Annotated in this window: 12 protein-coding genes; 6 read left to right on the forward strand and 6 right to left on the reverse strand. The window is 69.1% G+C overall.

Going from position 1 to position 16,177, the window contains the following annotated elements; genetic code table 11:
- Nucleotides 1-24 precede the first annotated feature (24 nt).
- The 3 genes from ACFW6P_RS22675 (at nucleotide 25) to ACFW6P_RS22685 (ending at nucleotide 7,687) form a co-directional block, all read left to right on the forward strand.
- Nucleotides 25-2,982, forward strand: a complete 2,958-nt coding sequence (locus ACFW6P_RS22675; protein ID WP_386424475.1) for a DEAD/DEAH box helicase — start codon at nucleotides 25-27, stop codon at nucleotides 2,980-2,982.
- The gene (locus ACFW6P_RS22680) at nucleotides 2,982-7,091 is read left to right on the forward strand and encodes an Eco57I restriction-modification methylase domain-containing protein (protein ID WP_386424478.1); all 4,110 of its coding nucleotides are present in this window, start codon (nucleotides 2,982-2,984) and stop codon (nucleotides 7,089-7,091) included. The genes ACFW6P_RS22675 and ACFW6P_RS22680 overlap by 1 nt, the downstream gene beginning before the upstream one ends.
- Before the next feature lie 326 nt (nucleotides 7,092-7,417).
- Nucleotides 7,418-7,687, forward strand: a complete 270-nt coding sequence (locus ACFW6P_RS22685) for a hypothetical protein (protein WP_386424480.1) — start codon at nucleotides 7,418-7,420, stop codon at nucleotides 7,685-7,687.
- 46 nt (nucleotides 7,688-7,733) lie between these two features.
- Here ACFW6P_RS22685 and ACFW6P_RS22690 read toward each other — a convergent pair whose 3' ends face one another.
- Entirely contained in the window at nucleotides 7,734-7,925 is a 192-nt protein-coding gene (locus tag ACFW6P_RS22690; protein WP_386424482.1) for a DUF397 domain-containing protein, read from the reverse strand.
- 14 nt (nucleotides 7,926-7,939) lie between these two features.
- Nucleotides 7,940-8,809 (reverse strand): Scr1 family TA system antitoxin-like transcriptional regulator, encoded by an 870-nt coding sequence (locus tag ACFW6P_RS22695; RefSeq protein WP_386424485.1) that lies wholly within the window; start codon nucleotides 8,807-8,809, stop codon nucleotides 7,940-7,942.
- A gap of 320 nt (nucleotides 8,810-9,129) precedes the next feature.
- Between ACFW6P_RS22695 and ACFW6P_RS22700 the strand changes: the two genes are divergently transcribed.
- Both ACFW6P_RS22700 and ACFW6P_RS22705 read left to right on the forward strand, forming a co-directional pair.
- Nucleotides 9,130-9,354 (forward strand): DUF397 domain-containing protein, encoded by a 225-nt coding sequence (locus ACFW6P_RS22700; protein ID WP_107476686.1) that lies wholly within the window; start codon nucleotides 9,130-9,132, stop codon nucleotides 9,352-9,354.
- An 84-nt stretch (nucleotides 9,355-9,438) separates the two neighbouring features.
- Nucleotides 9,439-9,906, forward strand: a complete 468-nt coding sequence (locus ACFW6P_RS22705; RefSeq protein ID WP_386424488.1) for a hypothetical protein — start codon at nucleotides 9,439-9,441, stop codon at nucleotides 9,904-9,906.
- A gap of 118 nt (nucleotides 9,907-10,024) precedes the next feature.
- On the opposite strand, the gene ACFW6P_RS22710 is transcribed toward ACFW6P_RS22705, so the two are convergent.
- Entirely contained in the window at nucleotides 10,025-11,101 is a 1,077-nt protein-coding gene (locus tag ACFW6P_RS22710) for a hypothetical protein (RefSeq protein ID WP_386424491.1), read from the reverse strand.
- A 233-nt stretch (nucleotides 11,102-11,334) separates the two neighbouring features.
- Here ACFW6P_RS22710 and ACFW6P_RS22715 point away from each other — a divergent pair, with 233 nt between their 5' ends.
- On the forward strand, nucleotides 11,335-11,781 hold the full coding sequence (locus ACFW6P_RS22715) for an ATP-binding protein (RefSeq protein ID WP_386424494.1): 447 nt from the start codon (nucleotides 11,335-11,337) through the stop codon (nucleotides 11,779-11,781).
- A 50-nt stretch (nucleotides 11,782-11,831) separates the two neighbouring features.
- Here the strand turns inward: ACFW6P_RS22715 and ACFW6P_RS22720 are convergent, their stop codons facing one another.
- From ACFW6P_RS22720 to ACFW6P_RS22730, 3 genes are all read right to left on the reverse strand, one after another.
- Complete coding sequence (locus ACFW6P_RS22720; RefSeq protein ID WP_386424497.1) at nucleotides 11,832-13,010, reverse strand: restriction endonuclease; 1,179 nt, start codon at nucleotides 13,008-13,010, stop codon at nucleotides 11,832-11,834.
- A gap of 215 nt (nucleotides 13,011-13,225) precedes the next feature.
- Nucleotides 13,226-14,032 (reverse strand): hypothetical protein, encoded by an 807-nt coding sequence (locus tag ACFW6P_RS22725; protein ID WP_386424500.1) that lies wholly within the window; start codon nucleotides 14,030-14,032, stop codon nucleotides 13,226-13,228.
- A gap of 433 nt (nucleotides 14,033-14,465) precedes the next feature.
- A complete protein-coding gene (locus ACFW6P_RS22730) occupies nucleotides 14,466-15,788 on the reverse strand; it encodes a hypothetical protein (RefSeq protein ID WP_386424503.1) in 1,323 nt (440 codons plus the stop codon).
- Nucleotides 15,789-16,177: the final 389 nt, after the last annotated feature.

Raw genomic sequence — 16,177 nt, forward strand, 5'->3', positions numbered from 1 at the left:
ACTTCCTAGGAACTGAGACATCTCATGAGCCCCACGTACACAGCCGGCTCGCTGGTCGCCGCCCGTGGCCGGGAATGGGTGGTGCTGCCCGAGAGCGCCCCCGACATGCTGGTGCTGCGCCCGCTGGGCGGGAGCGAGGACGACATCGCGGCCGTCTTCCCCACGTTCGAGGAGGTGCGTCCCGCCGAGTTCGCCGCGCCGAGCCCGGACGACCTGGGCGACCAGCGCGCCGCCGGTCTGCTGCGCACGGCGCTGCGCATCGGGTTCCGGTCCGGCGCGGGCCCGTTCCGTTCGCTGGCGTCGATCGCCGTCGAGCCCCGCGCCTACCAGCTTGTGCCGCTGCTGATGGCGCTGCGGCAGCGCACGGTGCGGCTGCTGATCTCGGACGACGTCGGCATCGGCAAGACGGTCGAGGCGGGCCTGATCGCCAAGGAGCTGCTGGCGCAGGGCGAGGCGACCCGGCTGGCCGTGCTGTGCTCCCCGGCGCTGGCCGAGCAGTGGCAGGGCGAGCTGCGGGAGAAGTTCGGCATCGACGCGGAGCTGGTGCTGGCGTCCACGGTGTCGCGCCTGGAGCGGAACCTGGAGCTGGGCCAGTCGCTGTTCGACCGGCACCCGTTCACGATCATCTCAACGGACTTCATCAAGTCGACCCGCCACCGTGAGGACTTCGTCAAGCACTGCCCCGACCTGGTGATCGTCGACGAGGCGCACACCTGCGTGGCCGCCGACGACCCCGCGCAGGGCGGCGCGTCCTCCGCGACGAACCAGCTCCGCTACGAACTGCTGCGGAAGGTCTCCGCCGACGCCGACCGCCACCTGCTGCTGCTGACCGCCACCCCGCACTCCGGCAAGGAGTCCGCGTTCCGCAACCTGCTCGGCCTGGTGCGGCCGGAGCTGGCGACGCTGGACCTGGAGACGCCGGTGGGGCGAGCAAGGCTTGCCGAGCACTTCGTGGCCCGCAAGCGCGCCGACGTGCGCGACTACCTCACCAAGGAGGACGGCCTCGCCGACGACTCGCTGGCGGAGCGGACCGCGTTCCCGTCCGACCGCTGGACGAAGGACGAGCCCTACAAGCTGACCCCGGCCTACCGGGCGCTGCTGGACGACGCGATCGCCTACGCCCGCGACCGCGTCGAGGCGGCCGGCGAGCAGGGCAAGCGGGAGGCCAGGATCGCCTGGTGGTCGGTGATCGCGCTGCTGCGTTCCATGGTGTCCTCCCCGGCCGCCGCCGCGCAGACCCTGAAGACGCGCTCCGAGTCCGCCACCGCCCGCACCGCGCAGGAGGCGGACGTGCTGGGCGCCCCGGTGGCCGCCGACTCCGCCGACAACGACCGCCTGGAGGGAATGGACGTCGCGCCCGGCGCCGCCGAGTCGGAGGACGCGGGCGCCCGCCTGCTCGAACTCGCCCAGCGCGCTGAGCAGTTGGTGGGCCCGGCGGAGGACGCGAAGCTGAAGGCGCTGACCCGGCACCTGAAGGGGCTGATCGCCGAGGGGTACCACCCGATCGTCTTCTGCCGCTACATCCCCACCGCCGACTACCTCGCCGAGCAGCTGGACGGCAAGCTCGGCAAGAAGACGAAGATCGCCGCCGTGACCGGCACGCTCTCCCCGCAGCAGCGCCTGGAGCGGATCGAGCAGCTCGCCGCCGAGGCCGCCGAGGCGGGCGACGACCCGGCCGTGCGCCGCGTGCTGATCGCCACCGACTGCCTGTCCGAGGGCGTCAACCTCCAGCACCACTTCGACGCCGTCGTCCACTACGACCTGGCCTGGAACCCCACCCGCCACGACCAGCGCGAGGGCCGCGTCGACCGCTACGGCCAGAAGCGCGACCAGGTCCGCGTCATCACGATGTACGGCGAGGACAACGGCATCGACGGCAAGGTCCTGGAGGTGCTGTTCAAGAAGCACCGCCAGATCAAGAAGGACCTCGGCATCTCCGTCTCCGTACCCGACGAGACCGCGAGCGGCGTCACGGACGCCGTGGTGGAGTGGCTGCTGCTGCACGGGCGGCAGGGCAGCCAGGAGAGCCTGTTCGAGATGGACGGTCACCAGGAGTCCTTCGACCGCATCGAGCGGGAGTGGAGCTCGGCCGCCGAGCGGGAGAAGACCTCCCGCTCCAAGTACGCGCAGCGGGCCATCCACCCGGAGGAGGTCGCCCGCGAGGTCGCCGCCGTACGGGCCGCGCTCGGCGGTGCGGAGGAGGTGCGCGAGTTCGCGCTGGAGGCGCTGCGGGACCTGGACGCGCTGGTCCGCGATCCGCGCGACGGCACGGGTGACTTCACCGCGCAGGTCGGCGGCACCCCGGCGGGGCTGCGCGACGCGCTCGCGGCCACGCTGGGCAACCGGCTGGTCGAGGAGGACCGCGAGATCCCGTTCCGCACGACGCCGGCGATCGGGCGCGGCGAGGCCGCCCTCGTCCGCACCGACCCGGCGATCGGGGCCGTGGCCTCGTACGTCCTGGACTCGGCGCTCGACGCGAAGGCGCTGGGTCCGCGCCCGGCCCGCCGCTGCGGTGTGGTGACGACGGACGCGGTGAGCGTGCGCACCACGCTGCTGCTGGTCCGCTACCGCTTCCACCTCACCCTGCCGTCCCGCACGGGCGAGCGGCAGGTGGTCGCCGAGGACGCGCGGCTGCTGGCCTACGAGGGTCTGCCGCAGCGTGCCCGCTGGCTGGACGACGACGCGGCCGCCGCGCTGCTGGGGGCCCGCGCCACCGCCAACACCCACGAGCTGGCCGCCCGCAACGCCATCACCCGTGCGCTGGACGGCCTGCCCGACCTCGCCGACCACCTCACCGAGTACGGCACCCACCTGGCCTCCGAACTCGACGCCTCGCACCGCAGGGTGCGCAAGGCCAACGAGGAGATCGTCCGCGGCCTGAAGGTCGTCCCGCAGGAACCCGCCGACGTGCTCGGCGTGTACGTCTACGTGCCGCCGCAGCCCGCAGCGCTCGCCACCACCGTCCCCGGAGCCGAAGCCTGATGTCCGCCGCCGCCACCCGCACCGCCCTGGCCTTCACCGCCGTCACCACGGTCGGCGGACTCCTCCCCGCCGACATGCTGCTGCGCATCGCCGAGGCGCGGAACCTGCCGGGCACCAAGCCCGCCGACTACGGCCTGCCCGCGTCCGTGCCCGTCCGGGACGAGGCCGAGCGTGCCTGGGAGTACCTCAAGCCGCTGTGGCGCGACCTGCGCGCCGCGCTGCCCTCCGACCCGATCACGGGCGCGCCCTCCGCCGACCCGACGGGCCGCGCCGGCTCCGACTGGCTTGCCCAGTTGTTCCGCAAGCTGGACTTCGGTGCGCTGACGGAGGTCGGGGCGGGGGGTGTTTGGGCCGACTCCGATTCGGAGAAGCGGTTCCCCGTGTCGCATCGGCATGGGCCGGCGCTGGTGCATCTGGTGCCGTGGAACCAGGAGTTGGACAAGCGTCCGGCGGCCGGTCAGGTTCCGGCGCAGTCGATGCTCCAGGACTGCCTGAACCGCACCGAGGCCCACCTGTGGGCGGTGCTCACCAACGGGCGCCGGTTGCGGCTACTGCGGGACTCGTCGTCCTTCGCTACGGCGGCCTACGTCGAGTTCGACCTTGAGGCGATCTTCGACGGGGAGCTGTTCAGCGAGTTCGTGCTGCTGTACTGCGTGCTGCACGCGTCGCGGTTCGCGGTGCCGGAGGGGGCTGCGCCGGCTGGGTGCTGGCTGGAGAAGTGGCGTGCGGAGGCCGTCACGTCGGGGGCGCGGGCGCTGGACCAGCTGCGGCTGGGGGTGCAGAACGCGCTGACCGTGCTCGGGACCGGGTTCCTGCGGCATCCGGAGAACGTCCGGCTGCGGGAGGACGTGGACCCGAAGGCGCTGCGGGATGCACTGCTACGGCTGGTGTACCGGCTGTTGTTCGTCTTCGTGGCCGAGGACCGGGACGCCCTGCTCGACCCGAACGCGGGTGAGAGGCAGCGGGAGGCGTACGGGCGGTACTTCTCGTCGGCGCGACTGCGGGAGCGAGCCCGTCGGCGGCAGGGGACGGCTCATGGTGACCAGTACGAGGCGCTGCGGATCGTTCTCGACGCGCTGGGCAACGAGGGGGGCCGGCCTGAGCTGGGGCTGCCCGGTCTCGGTGGCCTGTTCACGCACACGGAGGCCGACGCGCCGCTGGACGGGCTGAAGCTGTCCAACGAGTCTTTGCTGGCTGCTGTGCGGCACCTTGCGCAGGTGCGGGATCCGGGCGCGCGGCGGTGGCGTGCGGTCGACTACCGGCACCTGGACGCGGAGGAGCTGGGCTCGGTCTACGAGTCGCTGCTGGAGCTGGAGCCGAAGCACTCGGCGACGGACCGGTCCTTCGAGCTGATCGAGGTCGCGGGTAACAGTCGTAAGACCACGGGCAGTTACTACACCCCGTCCTCGCTCATCGAGTGCCTGCTGGACACAACGCTCGACCCAGTCATCGACGACGCCGTCAAGCGCGGCGAGCAGCGGGCCACGGCGGCGAGCCGTCCCGACCCGACCGACGACATCGTCGACGAGCTGCTCTCCCTGACGGTCTGCGACCCGGCTTGCGGTTCCGGGCACTTCCTCGTCGCCTCGGCCCGGCGTATCGCCAAGCGGGTGGCGTCGGTGCGTGAGCGCAACCCGGAGCCTACGGTCGACGCGGTGCGGCATGCGCTGCACGAGGTCGTCGCGCGCTGCATCTACGGCGTAGACCTCAACCCGATGGCCGTAGAGCTGGCGAAGGTCTCGCTGTGGCTGGAGGCGCTGGAGCCGGGTAAGCCGCTCGGCTTCCTCGACGCCCACGTCAAGCATGGCAACGGGCTGATCGGTGCGACGCCGAAGCTGCTGGCGGAGGGGGTTCCGGACGACGCCTTCAAGCCCATCGAGGGCGACGACAAGAAGTACGCGGCCGGGCTGGTCAAGCGGAACAAGGTTCAGCGTGGCGGCCAGGACGAGCTGACCTTCGACACGGAGGTGCTGCCTGGCAACGACCAGTACGCCGCCGAACTCGCCCGGATCACCGCCGCCCCGGCTGACTCCTTGGAGCAGGTACGAGCACAGGAGTCCGCGTACCGCGCATACGTCAAGTCCACGACGTACGTCCAGGACCTGCACGCCGCCGACGCCTGGTGCGCCGCGTTCGTCTGGCCCAAGCATGACGGAGCGCCCGAGGCCCCGACCGACCAGGTGTTCCGCACGCTGCGCAGCCGCAACCAGTCCACCGTACCGGACACCACCCACGCCGAGATCCTGAAGCTGCGAGACCAGTACCACTTCTTCCACTGGCACCTGGAGTTCCCGGAGGTCTTCTCTGTCCCCGAGTCGGGAATTGGCGTTCAGCAGGAAACAGGTTGGACCGGCGGATTCGATGGGGTGGTGGGGAATCCGCCGTGGGAACGAGTCAAACTCCAGGAGTTGGAGTTCTTTGCGCAACGCGACCCGCGAATCACGGAGGCCAAGACTGCCGCCGCCCGCAAACGCCTCATCGCTGATCTGCGCAATGATCCCGACGGTGCCCGCCTATACACCGAGTTCGAGGCCGCCAAACGCCGCGCGGAAGGGGAGAGCCACTTCCTCCGCCTCAGCAACCGCTTCCCGCTGACGGGTCGCGGAGACATCAATACGTACGCGGTCTTTGCAGAGACGGACCGTGTTCTGACAGGACCATGGGGGCGGACTGGCGTGATCGCCCCGACCGGGATCGCGACCGATGCAACGACCCAATTCTTCTTCAAGGACCTGGTCGAACACAAGTCGCTGACTGCGCTTTTCGACTTCGAGAACGCAGCGCCTATCTTCCCTGGCGTACACAGGTCATTCAAGTTCTGCGTCCTTTCGTTGACCGGCCCCAGCCTTCCTGCGCACGCTGCCCGGTTCGGCTTTTTCCTCCACGATCCGGCCGATCTGAACGACCCCGAGAAGATTTTCCTACTCACGCCGGAAGAGATCACGCTCCTCAACCCAAACACCGGAACCTGCCCGGTCTTCCGCTCACGTCGGGATGCCGAGATCACGCTCGGTGTATACCGCCGCGTGCCCGTCCTCGTCGACGAGGCAAAGGGTACCGGCGGCAACCCATGGGGCGTCTCGTTCACGCGCATGTTTGACATGTCGAACGACTCTCACCTCTTCCGCCCCGACGTCCAGAACGACGAAACGTTCGATGACCTCCTGAAGGACGGCTGGCACCTTGATGGCAACATCTTGGTACGCGGCGAGGATCGCCTGCTCCCGCTTTACGAAGCGAAAATGATGCACCACTATGACCACCGCTGGGCCACCTACACAGAAGATGGATCTGTTCGATACCTCAGCCTCATTGAAAAGCAGGCTGCTACCGTCGCCCCCTTGCCACGCTATTGGGTTCCGGAGAGCGACCTCCCCACTGGGAAATTCAACAAAAACGGTCAAGAGATAAAAGAAGCGGGTGTCACCTCCCGTCTCGCGAGCAAAGGGTGGAACAAAGACTGGATCCTAGGGTTCCGTATGGTCTGTCGGGCAACGGATGAGCGAACTTGCATCACGTTCATAACCCCGAAGGGAGGGCTCGGCAACTCTGGAACCGCTTTGCTGCCCAGCAAAGAAGCGCCATCCGGCTTGCTGTACAGCAACAGCACCGCCCTGCTGTTGGACTTCATCCTCAGGCAGAAGCTCGGCGGAACCAACTTGAATTTCTTCTATTTCGAGCAGCTCCCGTTCCTCAGCCGTGAGCAGCTGGCCTTGCACGCCCGAAGTCTGACTCCCCGGATCCTGGAACTCATTTACACCACCTACGACATGACCGCGTTCGCTTTGGATCTCGGCGACACCGGCGCCCCCTTCCGCTGGGAAAATGACCGTCGCACAGTAATCCGCGCCGAACTCGACGCCCTCTTCTTCCACCTCTACGGAATCAACCGCGCCGACGTGTCGTACATCCTCGACACCTTCCCGATTATCAAGCGCAAAGACGAGGAGAAGTACGGCGAATATCGCACCAAGAACTTGATCCTCGCCGAGTACGATCGCATGGCCGCCGCCGGTCTGACCCTGGAGTACCCGCTCACCGAGGGCGAGTCCGGTACCTACCGCTCCACCCTCACCCCGCCTCCCGGTCAGGGTCCCCGCCACGACTGACCTGCCCCTGGGGTGGCCGCGCCCGGTGGCCACCCCAGGGCATATCCCACCGTTCAACCAAGGAACAACGCACGTGGTGCGTCGGAGCCAGAGCAGCAACCCCCGTTCGGTCGTCGTCCTGACCTCGGGCACGGACTGGGTACCCGTGCCGCTGGACAGAAGCGGAGCAACGGGGCCGAGACCCCGATACCCCAACGGCAGCCCGCGAGGATCAGGGCCTTGCAGCAGGCCATCAGACTGGCCAACCTAGCCATCGAAAGAACTGGACCGCAGCGCTCTACGCGCTCAGCCGGGCCCGCGCCCTGACCAACGCCGTCCCCGCCAACGTGGCCGTTCGAGAACGCGAGAGACTCTCAGCGGCACGCAAGAGGTACGCGGCGCGCAACACGCCGGCCGCGAAAAACGCCAAGCAGGCGAAGGCGACCCCGGCCAAGCGTGCGGGCGGCAAGAAGCCTGCCCCGAAGAAGTCCGCAGCGAAGAGCGTCACTCCGCAGCCGAAGCCCGCGCCCGTGCGCGACCTCGGTGACCGTTTCATCAACCGCGCGGCTCTCGGCTACGGCTCCACGGACGAGACCAAGGGTCCCCGAACGCGGTGAGGGCGTGCCGTCCGCCACTCCAGCGAACGGCACGCCCTCAAGTCGCTCAACGCTCCGACGCAAACCGCACGAACTGCTCCCAGCCTTCGCGGCCGACGGCGAAGGACGGGCGGGCCACGTCCTTGGAGTCCCGCACGTGGACGGCCTGTTCGGCGATCGCGATCTCCACACAGCTGTCGCCCTGGCTGCCGCTGTAACTGGACTTGAACCAGGCGAGTTCCGATGTACCGCTGCTCATAGCTCTCCTCGCAGTCACTCCAGCAGGTCCCGGGATTCTGTTGGGTTGAGGGCCTGCGAGCGCAGTGTGTCATAGCGTTGGCAGAGCAGAATCATCTCTTTCGGGTCGGAGATCAGCCGACCGTTCTGCTGTCCCTCGGAGTACCCGAGCCGTCGCCCCTCCGAGGTCTCCAGGATCTGCAGAGGGCCATCCAGGCACGCGTGCAACCGAGCCTCCACCGGCACCACCTGAAGCGTCACGTTACGCGGGGCGGAGAGCTCAAGGACATGGTCCACCAGCCCGCGCATCGCCTCCGCATCCCCGAACCCCCGCCGGAACACATGCTCCTCGACGATGAAGCTGAACGGCACCGTCGGCCGCTCCCGCATCATCACCTGCCGCTCCATCCGCGCGGCGAGCTGCACCTCCAGCTCCTCGTCCGTCCGCAGCGGAATCGTGCCCTCGAACACCGCCCGCGCATAGCCCTCCGACTGCAACAACCCAGGAACCAACCGGCACTCATACGTACACAGGCTCACCGCCTCCCGCTCCAGCCGAGCCCACCGCCGGAACCACGCCGCCAGCCCCGCCTCCCCCCGCGTCAGATGCCGCGCGGCCTTCCGCAGGGCACCCGTATTGCCCAGGGCCTCCTCCGCCCGCTCCACGAACGCCTCGTCCGGCATCCGGCGCCCCAACTCCACCGACTCGACCGTGTGTTTGGAGTACTGGACCCGGGCGCCCAGGTCGACCCGACTCAGCCCCGCGTGCTCACGCAGCGCCTGGACGACGGCCCCGAACGTCCGCAGGCTGTCCGACGGATGCGGCTCCCGCTCCCACTCCCCCACCGGAACCGCCCGCGTGCCTGCGATCCCGGCCGCCTCCCCCTCGACCCCGACCACGTCCATCCGCCGCCCCTTTCCTCTTCTCCGCACCGCACCGCGACGGCTCCTCAGGCCGCCCCGCGTTCACCTCCAGCCTGGCGGAAAATCCGACGTACCGTCCACTCTTCGTGTCCGTACGATGACTCAGCGTACGGGCTGCCACACTCGTCCCCGCCCCCGTCCGACCGCCACCCTGAGGTCACGGAGAGCCAGGAGAAGCCATCCGCGTCCACCGCTCACCTGCGGAAACAACCGGTTGGCCACCTCCCCTCCCGTGATCTCCCGCCCACCACGGGCGGCGGCGGCCGGACCCGGCCGCGTCGGACGAGCTGGAAGGTGCAGTCATGCAGAACGGAACCAACCTGTACGCGCTCGACATCAGCGGGGCCTCGTTCACGAAGGCGTGCGGCGGCCCCTGCACCGAGGGGTGCGTGACGCTGGCGCGGATCGGCGAGGACGCCTGGGCGCTGGGAGACAGCAAGCGGCCGGACGCGGAGCCGCTGCGGTTCACCACCGAGGAACTGGACGCCGCCGGTATCGACCCGGCCCGCTTCGGCCTCGGCGCCTGACCCTCATCCCTCCCCTCCCCTGTCGCCGGCCGGACCGGGTTCCTCCCCACGTCCGGCCGGCGCTCCGCACTCCGGGAGCAGTACGTGCACCACCACGCCTACCTCTGGACCGGCCCGAAGGCACGCTTCGACGACGAGGCCCTGCGGCGGCCCCCGCACCCCGATCCGCCCCCGGCCGGGAGCAGGCCGGAACTGATCGAGCGCTACCGGCAAGTCGCCGCGGAGTGCCGCACGTCGGACCTCCCGCCCCTGGAGACGGCGTACTGGCTCGTCAAGCCCCGCTCACTGGTCCGGGGCACCTGGGACGAGGCGAAGGAGGCGGCGGCCTGGTTCGGTGAGCGGCTGGCCGAGTACACGCCCCGGTTCGCGGCGGAGGGCGACCGGGACACCGCACGCCTGGCCCGGCTGGTGGACGCCGCCGCCGAACGCCTGCGCTCGGGCGCCGACGTGTCGTACGGCTGCTACCTCGAACGCCCCTCGTACCTCACTCTGGCCGTGGTGACCTGCTCCCCGAACCGCGCGGCCCCCGAGCTGTCCTGCCCGTGCGCATAGTCGGGGGCCTGGGTCTTCCCGTACCGCGCGGGCGCTCCGGCTCCGGTGAGTGAGCCGAGCCGGGAGTCGAGGGGCCGCCTGGCGGTGGGCGCACAGGAGGTGCGACAGGCCCGGCAGTTCACTGGATCAGGTCAGTGTGCGGATGCTCGGGAGAGGCCGGGCAGACGTAGAGCTGCATGTTGTCCGCGCTGCCCACTTCCACCTTCGTCGGCTGCGCGGGGGACAAGCCGGCGCGGTGACCGGCGGCGTAGGCGGCGGCCCGGTCCTCGTAGGGGGCCCAGCCGCGTCGCTCACCACCGTCCCATTCGAAGGAGGCGATGGTCAGCAGCGGGACCATCTGGGCTGCGCAGACAGCGCAGTGCCGGCGGTACGGGTCGGTGCGGCCCCACGGCGGCCAGCCACCGGCCTTCCAGCCGGGAGCGTCCGCCAGGTTGCCGTCGTAGAAATCCGCCGGATACTCCGCGTACGAGCCGTCCACGTCCACGCCGGCTGCCTGCCATCTGCTCCAGTCCCCCACCACCTGCCTCAACTCTCGGCTCAGGTCGAGGCTGTTGGGGTACTCGTTGATCGCTTCCGGTGCCAGCAGACACGGCTCCGGTACGTAGCCCGGGTAGTTGACCTCGTACGGTTCCGGTGGCGTGGCGAGGACGTCGACGACCGAGGCTGCGGAACGCCAGAACACCGCGGTCGCGGGCTTCCAGTGCGGCTCGTGGTCGTAGGGGCACCAGAGGACCTGGAGCAGATCGGCCTCTCCGGGCGGCCGCAACAGGGGTACGTCGCGCAGGTACAGCTGGGCCACGGGCAACAGGGGCACCGGGCACTCCGCGGGCCGGGGAGGGCCAGCGTCGAATCGCTCCGCGAGCCGCGCGGCGTTCCGCTCCTTGAGCTCCTCCTCCTCGGGCGTGAACTCGGGACCGTGGGGATCACGGTGCAGCCGGGCCAGCCTGCGCCTCGTCAGCCGTACGTCTGCCGGCGACTGGCGGAACCCGCTGTCCCCGTGCAGGTGTGAGGCTTCGCACTGCGGCCACGGCTCCTCGGCCGGCCACAGCAACGGCCCCCCGACCGAGCTGTCCCTGACCGAAGGCGACCCGGGACGGGGGTGCAGCCGTATCGCGGGACGCGCCAGTGGAGCCAGTTCGGGAAAGACCGCGGTCACCTCAACAGGCCGCGGCGGAGTCGTACGTACGAAAACCATGCCGGCGATCCTGCCACCAGCCACCGACAGTCCCCCGCCACCTCGATCGGCGCCCACGCTCAACCGACCGCGATGCCCCGCCCACCGCACGGGAACACTCTGCCGCCTTCCCGCGTTCCTCACACGGCGTCGCGCGAATCCGGCGTACCGCCCGCCTTACCCGTCCGTACGCCTACCCTCCGTACGGGGCGCGGCACTCGCCCTCACCCAAATCCGGCCGCCAGTCTGACGCCATGAACCACGCAACACCCCAAGTGGGCGCCCCTGTCGCGACCTTCACCCAGCTGCTGTCGTCCACGCGGCGCGGCGCCCGGCTCGCCCGGCTCCTCGCGGTGACCGAGCTGCGCTCCCGAACGGCGTCCCACGACCTCACGGAGCGTGCCGAACTCGTCGTCGCGGAGCTGGCCGCCAACGCCGTCCTGCACGGCCGCGTGCCCGGCCACTGCTTCCGGCTGACCCTCGTCCTCGACCCGGCCGCCGGCCGCCTCCGCATCGAGGTCAGCGACGCCCGCGGAGACCTCCGCCCGCTCCCCCTCCCCGCGGGCACGGAAGCCGACCCACTCAGCACCACCGGACGCGGCCTGACCCTCGTCACCACCCTCGCCGACCACTGGGACTGCGTCCCCTACCCGCCCAGCGGCAAGACCGTCCGGGCCGAGCTGCTCGACACCACGGCATGATCACATCGGCAGGAGAGCGGCTGCTCCGCCCGCGAGCTGCGTCTGTTGCGTCAGGCACTCATCCCCAGCTTGAGGACGGCTTCGCGGGCCTTCTCATCGGCCATGGCGATGAGCCGCTTCCGCCCGCCATGCGTCTGGAACTCCGTCCGCGACTTGGCCAGCAGGGACTCCGCGCGCTCGGTCAGCTTGTGCGCCGCTTTCAATACCTTGATGCGGTCCTTGGTGTACTGGTTGGACGGCAGCGCATGGACCTCACTTGTGTACACACGGACTCGAGCGATCAGACGGAGCACGGTCTGCCGCTGGGCTTCCAGCTCTGCGGCACGCTGACTCGCCCGCAGGCTCGACGTCGGCCCGCCCCACGCAGCCGCCCGGCTCCCGCTGGACACCGTCCGGCTCCATCCGGCAGCCGAGGCGGGGGCCGGACGAGCGGACAGGCGAGCCGCTGCCTCGTTCAGCGCGGTGATGTGACCGAGTTCCTGGAGGGAGAAAAGCGCGATACCTCTGTCGTCGGCGAACTGCCGGGCGGCGGCCGTGTAGCCACCGGAGGCGTAGAACAGAAGACGCTGGTGCGCCTCCGCCACTCCCCGCAGTTCTCGAACGGGGCCGACACCGATCGGCTGACTGTAGTGCTTCACCTGCGCCACGGCGTCCCGGGCGATCACGTCGATGCCCCCGTCCGCGCCGGCACCCGTCACTCGTGCGTCGGTGAAGCCGAGAACGCGCATATGGTCGACGGCGGCGAGCTCGGCGTCCTGCCATGTACGAATGGCTCTCGCGCGGTACACCGCCTCCCGTGAGCCGGCGCTTCCCTCCACTCGCCATGGTTCTGATGTCTGACCGACAGCCGAGCGGTGCGCTTCAGGTGTGCCTACGGCACCGCCGTAGTCCTGCGCGACATGTGGAGGAGCAGGTGGGATGTTTTCACCGGCGGACCGGCCGGCGTCGGCCAAGGTGCGTGCCGCAGTCGCGGAGAGGAGCGTGAGCTCTATCGCTCCTTCGGGCCCCTCCAGCACGACTGCCTCGACAAACCGGGACCGACTCCCGCTCTCCAGGACAGTGAGGGGGCGGCGCAGTTCCATGTGTTCCACCTTGAAGGTGCCCTTCCACAGGAGAAGACGCCGACCGGTCAGCGCGCCATGGAACCGGGCGGTGACAAACAGCAGCTCAACACGTTCACCGGGCGCCAGACGCGTCAATAACTGGTCAGCCTGCGGTGAGTTGCTCACCCAGCCGCTGCCGCGGAGAGCGGCAGCGGTTCGGGGGTCGCTGCGAAGACTTGACACCACATCATCTTGCACCAATCTCCGCCGCCGGACGTACGCCGCGGCGGACTTCAGGCATGGAAGCCCCTCGTCACAAGGTGCTCAGCCACGTCTACTCCCCACCCGGCACTCAGCTGCACGGGGGTGCTGTCGTCGCAGAGACGGCCACGCCTTTCGGATCAGAAGAGACTGGATGTCTCGTCGAAGTCGCTGACGGAAGGTCTCAGCCTGCCGCTGCCCTCGCGGAACTCGTCCGGGCTGTAGTGCAGCCGGAAGGTGTGGGTGTGATTCCCGTCGACCCAGTACAGGGTGATGGCGGAGAGCAGGTTCCGCGCCGTCCAATGAGTGCGGGACCTGATTCCCTCTTCCTGGTCGAGAATCCACGCCTCCACCTGCTCCGGCAGGCTGAAGGTCAGCCTGTAGCCGGCGCCTTCGCGCGGTGCGATGGACCACAGGGGATGCCCCACCGCCCGGTGGCTCCTGCGCACGCGGACGGCGTGAGTGGGCTGTTCGAAGGCATATCTGAGAAAGGCCCGGAGATCTTTGGAGACAAGCCCCAGGACGAAAGGAGCGGCGGGAAAGGCCAGAACGAGTCCCAGTGACGACCGGCGCAGACCCGCCGCCAGCGTGTCGAGCGGACGGGTCACTGAGGGAGAACGCGCTACGGGTTCTTCCCACAAGTCCAGCAGATGCCGGCGCAAGTAGTTGCGCATCTCGTAAACGGTGGGCCGCTGACTCGGCGGCATCGACATCGCGGCGTCGTAGACCGCCTTGGCGGCCACCTCCACCAGCTTGCGCAGGGACTGGAAGTCGGGCAACGACCGGTCGATGAGAGAGATCTGATGGGCGAGCGCGAACTCCTGGGCATCCCGGGTGAACCCTGATGTCGAGAAGATCGCGTAACTGTAGCGATAGCGCGTCCTCGGTCGGTGGGGGCCCGAGCCGTTGCTCTGAGTGGTGACGAGGTTCTCATTCAGATCGTGCACGACACCATGCCCGTTGCGTACGACAGGGAGACCGACCGGGGGGCTGGTGAACTTCGCCTCGGCGAACAAACGTATCGGGAGCGAGAACGGGGAACGTAGGGAAACTCGCCCAGACTGTCCGCCTGGTGCCAGGCCCCGCGGCCCCGCACCACCAGTCCGTGTTTGCGCTTCTCCAGCACGTTCCACGGTGGCCTGACCGGGTCGTCCTGCTCCGTCAGCAGACGGTACCCACTGGACCTCAGCAGCCAGGCAAGGACCTCTTCGAGAAGGTATCCCCGCAATGTTCGCAGCCCCACCATGGCGTGACCCTATGCATGCCACTCCTGATTAATCATCAGAACGGTGAAAAAGCATCCCGCAAAGTGTCATCTCAGCTGGCCTCCCCAGCCATTCGCCGCATCCGCACCGGGGCCGAACACCTTTCCCATCAGGCCTACGCTTCCGCAGGCAACGCGGGGAACACGACCACCGAGCCGTCCCTTTCCCGAGCGATCTCGATCGCCACGTCCGTCGGGCGGCCGTTGCGTGCGACACCGTCGCCCAGGCGGCGGATCTGGTATGTCGCGCGCAGGAGCCGGTCGACCTCACCGGTCGTGAAGACGGGGCGCTTGCTGTTCGGGCGCGCCAGCTCCAGCGTCGACAGGCGCACCAGCACCCCGGCGATGCCCGACTCCAGCTCGTCGAGACGCCGCTCGTCGTCCTTGAGGGCGCGGGTGAAGTTCTCGAACAGGTTGTCAGGCTCGCTCTGGGCTCGCTCGACCGCCTGGAGGACGTTGACGCGCCGCTTCAACGCCATGGCCAACTGCGCCAGTTCGACGTGGGTGCGGAACGTGCCGCCCTGGTCGTCCACGCCGGGGAACGGCTCGGTCAGCGTGCCGAGCTCGACGGGCTCGCCGGCGGGCAGCTTGTCGAGCGCGCTCCGCCAGCGGGCCAGACGGATGTCGGCCCTGCTCAGTGCCGTGTCGATGGTGTGCACCGCTGAGTCGAGTCCCAGCGAGACACCGAGCTTGCCCTGGTCGAGCAGGATGGCCGTGGCCTTGTCGATGGCGGGACGGCACCCGTTGAGCGCGCTGTGCTCGTCGTCGAGCTTGTCGGCCTGAAGCTGCTCCAGCAGGTCCGTGATGTGCGCGATGGCCTGCTGCCGCTTGCGGTCGGCGTGCGCGCTCACCCCGACGGCCACCGCCATGAGCACGAGCGGAGCGGCCACGGTGAGCACCGCGCCACCGGCGGCCGCGGCGCCGGCGGTCGCACCCGCGCCGCCGACCGTGCCCGCCGCCGCCGCCCCACTGACCGGCACAATGGTCGCTTTGGCGGCGATCTGGCCCGTCGCCGCATACACGAGGTCGCCGTAGAACCCGCCCGTCGATCCCTTCGGCTCCATCCAGGTGACCAGCCCCTGTCCGAACTCGGCGGCGACCTTCGCCGGGACCACCACGCGGCACAGGATCTCGCCGGAGGCCGTCGCCTTGGCGACCGTGGCGGAAGCCTTCGCCGACTCGGTGATGAGCTGCGACAGGTGCTGCGCCAACGGGCTGGCGGCATCGAGCGGGATACCACGGCTGCCGTCGAGCTTGTCGGGCAGCGGGTGCGCCTCGAGCGTGACGATCGGCTGGTCGGCCAACGCAGCCAGCACACCTCGCAGTTCAGCCAGCCGCTCAACCGTCATCGGCCCGTCCCCGAACACGGCCGGCACCTGGACATCACGTGTCGCCAGCGTCCAGACCGGAACGTTAGTTGCCTTGCGATAGTCGATCATCGTCCCCCCAGAATCAAGGTGCTCAAGCCTACGGCTGACGCCACACCAAGACGGTAAATTGCCCGTCCTGCTGAATCACAGCACCCGGGAGTCACTCCGCTGTATCGGGCCGTCCGGTACCGGGCCGGCTTGCCTTGACGGCCCAAGTGATGCCTCGTACCAGTTGTCTGCTCGGTGGCACCGGCGGCGTTCCGCCTCCCTCTCAACTTCACCCCGCAGAGGCACTAGGCAACAAGTCACTCTAGAGAGTGAGTCTGTTGACATCGCCAACATACCCACCCTACGGTGCCTGGTGGGTCTGTCCAGCCAACGGTGTAACTCGGGTGGTGTGAGTTAGCGGCGGCCGACGGAGAGTCGGCCGTCGAAGGCGATGTCGAAGGCCTGCAGGG

This window comes from Streptomyces sp. NPDC058741, assembly GCF_042746715.1.
Taxonomy (GTDB): domain Bacteria; phylum Actinomycetota; class Actinomycetes; order Streptomycetales; family Streptomycetaceae; genus Streptomyces.

Coding starts and splice junctions, on each gene's coding strand:
- ACFW6P_RS22675 (WP_386424475.1), top strand. CDS start 25: ATGAGCCCCACGTACACAGCCGGCTCGCTGGTCGCCGCCCGTGGCCGG.
- ACFW6P_RS22680 (WP_386424478.1), top strand. CDS start 2,982: ATGTCCGCCGCCGCCACCCGCACCGCCCTGGCCTTCACCGCCGTCACC.
- ACFW6P_RS22690 (WP_386424482.1), bottom strand. CDS start 7,925: ATGAGCAGCGGTACATCGGAACTCGCCTGGTTCAAGTCCAGTTACAGC.
- ACFW6P_RS22695 (WP_386424485.1), bottom strand. CDS start 8,809: ATGGACGTGGTCGGGGTCGAGGGGGAGGCGGCCGGGATCGCAGGCACG.
- ACFW6P_RS22700 (WP_107476686.1), top strand. CDS start 9,130: ATGCAGAACGGAACCAACCTGTACGCGCTCGACATCAGCGGGGCCTCG.
- ACFW6P_RS22710 (WP_386424491.1), bottom strand. CDS start 11,101: ATGGTTTTCGTACGTACGACTCCGCCGCGGCCTGTTGAGGTGACCGCG.
- ACFW6P_RS22715 (WP_386424494.1), top strand. CDS start 11,335: ATGAACCACGCAACACCCCAAGTGGGCGCCCCTGTCGCGACCTTCACC.
- ACFW6P_RS22730 (WP_386424503.1), bottom strand. CDS start 15,788: ATGATCGACTATCGCAAGGCAACTAACGTTCCGGTCTGGACGCTGGCG.